The sequence below is a fragment of the Rhizobium sp. G187 genome (assembly GCF_051549525.1).
Lineage (GTDB): Bacteria > Pseudomonadota > Alphaproteobacteria > Rhizobiales > Rhizobiaceae > Allorhizobium.
The window spans coordinates 307,716-315,815 of sequence record NZ_JBPUGM010000006.1; the positions used below are offsets into that span (position 1 = coordinate 307,716).

The 8,100-nt window shown below is 55.0% G+C and carries 4 protein-coding genes; 1 reads left to right on the forward strand and 3 read right to left on the reverse strand.

Going from position 1 to position 8,100, the window contains the following annotated elements; genetic code table 11:
* Positions 1–77 precede the first annotated feature (77 nt).
* From ACSV9I_RS18340 to ACSV9I_RS18350, 3 genes are read right to left on the reverse strand one after another with little or no spacing between them, the layout of a single operon-like run.
* Positions 78–2,114, reverse strand: coding sequence for a chromosome segregation ATPase-like protein (locus tag ACSV9I_RS18340; RefSeq protein ID WP_438330226.1), 2,037 nt, complete (start codon positions 2,112–2,114; stop codon positions 78–80).
* A 9-nt stretch (positions 2,115–2,123) separates the two neighbouring features.
* Positions 2,124–3,644: a hypothetical protein gene (locus ACSV9I_RS18345; protein ID WP_438330227.1), complete on the reverse strand. Its 1,521-nt coding sequence runs from the start codon at positions 3,642–3,644 to the stop codon at positions 2,124–2,126.
* Complete coding sequence (locus tag ACSV9I_RS18350; protein WP_438330228.1) at positions 3,616–6,759, reverse strand: AAA domain-containing protein; 3,144 nt, start codon at positions 6,757–6,759, stop codon at positions 3,616–3,618. Before ACSV9I_RS18350 ends, ACSV9I_RS18345 begins: the two co-directional genes overlap by 29 nt.
* A 532-nt stretch (positions 6,760–7,291) precedes the next feature.
* On the opposite strand from ACSV9I_RS18350, the gene ACSV9I_RS18355 reads away from it, so the two are divergent.
* Positions 7,292–7,720 carry a hypothetical protein gene (locus ACSV9I_RS18355; RefSeq protein WP_438330229.1) on the forward strand — a complete coding sequence of 143 codons (429 nt, stop codon included), beginning with the start codon at positions 7,292–7,294 and terminating at the stop codon, positions 7,718–7,720.
* Positions 7,721–8,100: the final 380 nt, after the last annotated feature.

Sequence of the window (8,100 nt, forward strand, 5' to 3'; positions counted from 1 at the left end):
CACCTCGCTGATCAGGCAATCCGTGGCCCCAAAGGCATCGAGACGCTCGCTACTCCATGGACGGGGTAGGTGCAGCATCAGCGAATGACCCCGTTCCAAACGAATTGCCCAGATCCATCCTGAGCGGCCTGGCGTGAGTCTTCGATCGCCTGAGCGAGCGCCTCATCCTCCAGGTCTCTGGCCACGAAATCGCGGAGTTTGCTGAACGGCTCATCAAAGCTGTGCACTTCGAGCCCACGCAACTTGGGGAGAAGCCTCATTTCGACTTGGTCTGCCAATGGCGCATGCAGAACTTGGCCTCGATCGCTTAAGGGGTAGTTTGCCACATAGGCCACAATTGCTTTTCCAAGCCGGTGCCCAAAAGGACGCTTGAAGGCGCTCATCAGCTCAATCATGGTGTTTAGGCTGGACTGGACCAGCGGCTTCTCTTCAACGGCCTTCGAATCGCGAACCCAGCTGCTCCAACGCTTCGCTGAGAGTGCTTCGGGCGTTGGCAGCTTCTCCGATACCGTGGCTGTCTTGAGTTTTTTCGGCGCGGCAAATCTCAAAACGTTGGCTCGGTCTACAACCTTGTCGGAAAGCGACTGAGTGCTCTCGTCCTCGTTCATGGTGCCCGCGAAGAGAAGATTGTAGCCGGGGAAGATTCTGGGCGCTTCCCGACCCTTGGGCATTGGAATCTCCAGTTCGATCTCGGCGTCCTTGCGGAGTTCAGCCTTTTCAACGTTTTTGGCAGACGGTCGGCTCTCAAGCCGGCTGAGAAAGTCAGAGAAATAGTATTCGACTCGCGCGAGGTTCATCTCATCGAGCAGAATCATCAGCATTCGGTCCTGGAACTCCGATTTCGGATTGTTCAGGAAATCGAGCTGATACAGCGCCCTAGCCATGTCGGTAGGCCTGAAGCGCTTTTCGATGTAGTTGTAGAAGCCCATCAGATCCTGAGGGCTGTCCCACCTGGGCTGAACGGGAACCTGAAGGAAACCAATACCCATCGCGGCTGCGTATTGCCTGGGCAGCTGGCTCTTGCCCGTCCCAGATATACCCGCGAGAACGGCCATCTGCGCTGTCTCATTTACCTTCATGGCGGTATGGAATGCCCTGACGACCCGGTCCGGGTAGTCTAGTCCGCTAGCTTTCAGCCTGTCGCTGACGTGTTTGAGAGCATCAGCTTCATTTTCCGGCGCCCGTTCTTTCCATTCTTTCAGTCCAGAGAGAACAGGTGGAAGAAGTGTCAGCTCTTTAAGCCGTTCATCAACTTGCTTTGAAATGTCGGGATCGGCGCCCGCGTCAGCTGCGTCACCAGCTAACTCCTCCAGATGGGCTAGTTTGGCCAGAAGGGCGGCTCTCTTATCCTCCAGCGACTCGACAGACCGTTCAGCAGAACTGATCTGTTCCTGTGCGGCTGCCAGCTTGGCTGCGACGTTTGCCAGCTCAGACCTTGCCTCGACGGCTGCGGCGCGTTCTGCCACTTGCTGTTCACGCACCAACTCAAGCTCACTGCGGGCCGCTTCAACTCTGCCATCCAGATGGGCGAGTTCGCGTTCGCTGTCAGCCAACGAACGATTAATCTCTTCGAGGAGCGCCTCGGCATCTACTAGCGCCCGCTTCTCCTCGCGTAGAGCGGTGATCTGGCGCTCTAGTTCCGCCAGTTCGGTCTTCATCAGTTCGATCTGTGCGAACATGCGCTCAGCCGCGACTATGCGATCCTGCACGGCTTCAAGGTCGAGCCGGGCCGTCGCGAGATCTGCGTCGACTGTCGCTTTCTCTGCGAGAGCAGTTTCCATTTCGACGGTCAGCTTGCGGATCTCTGCTCGCTTTTCGTCTTGAAGAGTCCACTCAAGCTTTAGCTCGTCCAGTTGCCGCTTGGTGGCATCATACTCGGCCTGGATGTCTGCGATGTTTTCAAGCCGCTTCCGCCGTTCAGCAAGTTCTGTCTCAACATCTCTCAGAAGATCTCTCTTGCTGTCGATATCAACTAGCAGGGCCTCCAGCGCACGCTGTGGACCTGCGGCTGAAACGACGCGGTCGTGAAAAATCGCGAAGAACAACTGGATGCCGATGAGTCCAAAAAGGCCGATCCCAAGCAGCAGAAATAAAAGGGTATTCGACGTAAGCATTGCGGGACCTTATTGCTCCGGGGCGGTGTTTGGCTGCTGGGTTGTGTCAGGAATTACCGGGGTCTCGTCGGTCGCTTCCTGCGAAACCGCCCCCGGGGTCTTTGCGGGAGTAGAATTCAGAGCGCTGAGCGTAGACCGCTTGGTTTTGATGTCCTCTGTCAGAGCCGCCTGCTCTCGCCGCAGATTTGAGACCTGTTCTGTTAAGGTTTTCAGCTGACCCTGCAGAGCATCGATGTCTGCCGAAATGAGGCGCGTCTGCTGCGCTGTGCCTTGAAGCTTGCTCAACTGGGATCGAAGAGCGTCCAGACTTGCCTGTTCGGTTTCGCGCTGGCTCTGTAGCTGCGATAGCTCTTCCCGGGCGGCGGCTAGTTGCTCACTCAAACTTCGTTGCGCTGCCTCCGCAGCGCTCTTACGTCGCTCTGCCTCTGCCGCCTGAGAAACAACCACGCGGGCAGCCACAGCGTCTCTTTCGAGTGCTTCAATCCTGGCTTCAAGTTCGGCCCTTTGTTTTTGTGCCTCGTCTATTTGGGGCAGCAGGCTTGCAAGTTGCCTCTGAGCTTGTGTTCGTAGTTCCTCAGCCTGTCTCTGCCGACCTTCCGCCTCAGCTGCGGCAGATTTCGCGGCGTCGGTGGCAAGAGTTGCGCTCTGTTGCTGCCCCTCGAGCCGTGCGATGTCTGAGCGAAGCTGCTGCAGCTTTTTGTCTAGGTCTTCGTTGCTCGTCGCTAATGTGTCTCGGGCACTCTTGAGGTCGTCGGCGTCGTTTTCCGCCGATGCCGCCTCAGCCTTTGCGCTCTCTACTTGGCTCTTCAGTGTCGCGAGTTGAGTGACATAAGTTTCAACCTCTTGCTCCAATGAAGCCTTCGCCGATTGTAGGCTTGCTTGGTTCTTCTCTAAATCTTCCACCTGTCGTTTCAGATCTTCTAGGTCGCTATTGCGAACTTGCGCGTCAGCAATTTTGCGGTTGAGATCCGCAAGCTGTGCGTCTGCATCTTCGAGATCCTGCTGCTTCAGACTGTAAGCCTGCTCACTGTCCTTCAAATTCCGCGTCAGACGATCCAAATCCGCCTGAGACTTCTTTTGCTCGGCCTGCAGCTTCGACCTCTCAGCCTGAAGCGACGAGACGGTTGCCTTTAGCCTCGCTGCTTCTTCAATGGCTGCTTCCGCAGCTTCTTGCCGCTTTGACAGCGCCTGCAATGCAGTCTCGCCTTCGTTCAGCCGAGTTTGCAATTCAACCAACTGGTCTTCAGCGGTCTTCAATGAGGTAACCTTGTTGGCCAAATCGCTTTGCAGTTTCTCAAATTCTCGGTTCTTCGAAGCGATCTCCGAGTTGATCTCATCTCGCTGTCTGAGTGCAGCTGCGCGCTCATTGTTAAAGCGATCAATCTCTGATGCGATCATGCCATAGCGACGTTCCATCTGATCCATTTGGAAGAAGATCGCTCCAAGCGCTGCAACCGAGACACCGGCCAGCAATCCAGCCAAAACTGTGAAACGATGCGATTTACGAAAGCTGTTGTTTGACGCGCTCAATGCATCCCTCCAAATCCTTTTCAAGCTCATCCACCCAGAAGCGCTGGACGCGCCATCCAAGTGATTGAAGCTGCTTGTCCCGCCAGTGATCCGCGAGTTTGCGTTTTCCATCTGTGTCCGCGTGCCAATGGCGTCCGTCGATTTCTAGGTCGAGCTTGATCTCGCCTCGCCCGAACAGTGCAAAGTCTAGCCTGCGGCCGGCAATCTCGAATTGAGGGATTGCTTCAAGCCCCTGCGCCTTGAGTGCGTAAAACACGCGTCGCTCCCATTCGCTGTCGAACGTGGTCTCTGCAGTGCGCTTTCGCGGTTCGGTGGCCACCCTTGCGAGCCTCTGTAGGCTGCTGACTTTGCCCGAGCGTGCGTAGCTGAGATCCCCGAACACGTGAGCAACTGCACGCGCACGACTGATCGCTACGTTCAACCGGCGCCAGTCCTTCTGGACAAACGAAACAGCAGACATAGCGCTGGATGGTCCGAGGCAGGGTGAGAACAGGATCAGGTCACGTTCCTGCCCTTGGAAGCTATCCACTGTTCCAATTCGCAGGTCAGCCTTTTCAATCAATTGTTCCGGGATTGCCGCATGGATCGCGTCGCTCAGTGCCTGCACCTGAGGCCGGAAAGGTGCAATAACGCCAACGCTGCCAGAGTATGCTTCAGTGAGAAGCAAGAGCTTCAGGTGATCAGTGATGGCAGATACTTCGGCCAAATTCATATTTGTCGACATGGGCGTCGACGGAGAAGGAACGTCCTTCCAGGCGATTCCCGGTTGCAATCCAGCGGGTGCCTTTAGCCTCTGCTGGTCGCCAGCGACACGCAGCTTTCCGCCGTAAAATGCTTCGTTGATGTATTCGACGATATCAGTTGCTGAACGGTATTGGTCGCGCAACATGACCTTCGACGCCCCCGGCGTTAGGTTAGCCAAGTCGAACAACGATTGCCGGCTTTGTGCGAAGCGGCCCATCGAGCCGATTGGCAGACCTTGCGCCTGCATGAGGTTGCGGTCATGGGCGATCCCCAGCTGACTGATGAAAGACAGCTGCTTATTGTCACCCACAACAACAGCGCGCTTGGCGCGCGCGAAAAGTGGCAGCGCTGAAGCGACATCGCACTGACTGGCTTCATCAAAAATGACCAAGTCGAAAAGCCCCGCCGCCAGCGGAATGCGCTTTGGAACACCGAGGACCGACGCAAGCCAAAGCGGGCGGTGATTAACGACCTTCCGGGCCAACTCAGGACGTAAGGGGCCGGTCGATTGAGCCAGCTCAAGGTTTGCGTGCTCCTCACCCAATTCCTGTCTTTCAGCCTCGGTCAGCACCGTCCTTTGGAGCAGAACCCGCGGCATGATCGACTGCACCAGTTCCGCAATCTCAGCCGTTAGCGAAACCGGATCCTCTTGTGCGCCAAGGCGCTCACATTCCTGCTGAAGCTTTGCAAGATGCTTCTTCAGCATCTCGTCCGAAGCGCCTTCGGCTGCCGGATCATCGTCAACGATGGCAGCACTTTTTCTCCCAATGAGCCGCTTGAGCACTTCGAGCAGTCGGGTGAAGATGGAAACGCGTGCGGCAGCTGATGGCGCTTCAGACGGATCAGGTTCCGCCTCGCGACGGGCCTCGAGGCGCTCTATAAGATCTGCAATGTGGCATCGCAGGCGACCAATCTCATCAATCTTCTGAAGCGCGTCTGCCCTCAACCTAGCGGTGGTAGCAAGCTTCGCACGGGCAATTAGATCTGGTGCAGGACCGGACCTACTCGGCTCCCTAATCAATTCCGTCAGGACTGCGTTAAATGACAAATCCAAGTCCCGAGCCGGATCGAGTGTCCGAACAATAAATGGCACGTCGTTGGCAATCCCGCGTAGCCGCTCTTCAACCGCATCGAGGGCTTGATGGTTCTTCGACGCCACGAGGACAGATCCGTCCGCATTGAGTATAGATGCCACCATCGAGACGATAGCTTGGCTCTTGCCGGTCCCCGGGGGGCCTGTGACGACCGTGAGGCTGGAGCCCAGCGCTTTCTCAACTGCTGCAATCTGTTCGCGGTTGAGCGGTCCTGTGTTGAGCGCTGCGGCGGGTGTGGGCTCAACCGAGCTATTTAGGCCAAGGATTGGCGCAAGAGCCGTTCTAGAGAGCTCGTCTTGGCTCCATGCCGCAATACGGTCGAGATCACGAACAGCTCCAGCAGTGAATGTGCTATCAGTTGGCAGAAAGATGCCGGCGATGTTGTAGATTCCAGGTTGAGCTGGATCGAGCTCTGTTGCGAGGCCACGGCCTGAAAGCTTTCCCTTGAAGCTGCCGCCCACTGCCTCCTTCAGTCGAGCCAAAAAGTCGTCGAGCGGCAGACCGGTGCCTTCCGGTTGACTGAAAACTTCGCGAAGAGCTTTTTCAGTCCATCGCTCACTACGTGCTGCCCCTTTGAGCCAGTCAGGATTGACCAGAACATCATCAGCGTCGATGGTCAGCTCCAGATGTGTGTCGGTGCGCACCCAGTCCGCACTAATCAGCCCGATCGGCCAGATGACCGGAGCGCCTTTGGTTTGGCTGACGGCGATAGGCCACCCAACTGCCATTGTCTGTTCGTTGGCTTCACGTTTGAGTAATGCCTTCCTGAACTCATCGGAGAGATCATTGAGCCCGATCTTGACTTGTATACCTTGCCCATCTTCGCCGGTAAGTGGGCCTGAACCCGTTACAAGATGAAATTGGATTCCATGGCGATCTTCAGCCTGAGAAATCGCGCCACGTGGGTCTGAACGAAGAGCCGAGCGGTAGTAACGCAGCAACGCCGCGGGCTCAGGCGCATTCGGCGCATCAGTTGGCTCAGGCAAATCGCCACTTTGAGAGATGCTCAGAAAGACTGCTGGCGCCGCCTTCAGGGCGCCCGCAATTGATGCGTCGAGTGGTGCGCTGACACCGGTAGACATGGGTCGGATCGCAGAGACCGCACGCCAGCGGCCATCACGCCCCTTGGAGATCTTGCCGGCCTCTGAGAGGGCAGCAAGCTCCGCATAGATCGAAGCCCGCATCCTGGGATCGAAATCAACATCGAGAAGAGCAAGCAACTCACTCGTCGTTCGTCCGCTTGGCAAAGCTGAGATTGTTCGAAGCAGAAGAGACATAGGCTTTTCTCGATTAAGGCGTTAAGCTGTTAAGCTTCTGGAGAACCGAGAGAAAAGCCGAATAGTGTGAAGGTAACCCAGGAATCTGCATTACAGTCATTGAACGGTATGTCATCGCTTCGCACGGCATAGGTGCACAATCATTCAGTGAACTGTCAATGATGATAAATGCGAATGCAACGACTTTTCCTGGCGCTATTTTGGGCTTGGGGTTGGCGCCAATACGACAAATCAGTGCCAATCGGTGACGCCGCCTCATGTCCTCGACCGGCTATCTTCTTCGTCGATTTGCACCACATGTTCCACCATGCATCCAGCCGGAGTTTGCTGGGAACATGGTCAGCGTCCTCTGAGCTTCCGGATCGTCGCCATGTGACCTCCAACGGATATTGAAGGTCACGCGTAGGACGCCCCCGAAGGGGTGCCAAGGGCGATCCCATTATCAACCGAATGTTGACTATGGATTCAACTAGAACTTGCCGAGCGACAAACGAAAAGATAGCCAACCAAGGCATATTTTTTGGAGGAAGAAGTGAATATAGTTCTCGAATTTACAAAGAAATTTCTCGGAGGAGAGCCAAAAGATCGCTTCGATTCCGTGAAATACATCTCAGACTACATTGCAATGATGGTGAGGCTATTTACTGCAGGCGTATTTCTTCAGATAACGGAAGATAGTTACGATAAACTTTCGTCTGCGGTATCGTGCCAGATCGCGTTCATAATCTGGATTATACTTTGGGCTGCTGTGATTACGATGTTCTTCGGCATTATTAGCATTGCGCTCGGCATCATAGTAAGGATCTTTCGGGCTCGGCCCTCAGAAGATCAAAAATCGCTCTCTAGCGTGGTGATTCATGGCTTCTCGACGGGCATAGTTGGAGCGATTGGCATCTACTTTTTGTCGGGTTTGCCTTCATTGCTTTTGTTCCTGCTTCAGCAGCAATTGCTAAAGCTATGAACATTGGTAGTCAGTTGAAATCGATTGGCTGCGCCGCAGACGTGGCCCTGCGATCAAATGTGATCGCAGCAACGACTCGGTGGCCCCTTACCGGACGGCTAGGAGTCTCGCAAACAATTAAACTCTAAAGGTATTTTGGCGGGTTAGAGAGAATATAAATATGAACCCAGAAAATGTCTGGAATATCAGTATCTTACGTAGCGGCATGCGACGAGCAAGTCCAGTCCAATCGCTCTTGAGCCAGATCATTTCGATGCGTTCTGACCTGAGACCCAATTTCCCTCCAGTTTTCGAGAGAGTCTTGGATTTTCAATCTGGCCTCATGCGGCCTGTTTTTCCATAGCCATTTTCATTGCGAACTCGCTGGGAGTGATATTGCC

Excerpts from the sequence above, each read along its gene's own strand:
- ACSV9I_RS18340 (WP_438330226.1), bottom strand. The coding sequence starts at position 2,114 with ATGCTTACGTCGAATACCCTTTTATTTCTGCTGCTTGGGATCGGCCTT.
- ACSV9I_RS18350 (WP_438330228.1), bottom strand. The coding sequence starts at position 6,759 with ATGTCTCTTCTGCTTCGAACAATCTCAGCTTTGCCAAGCGGACGAACG.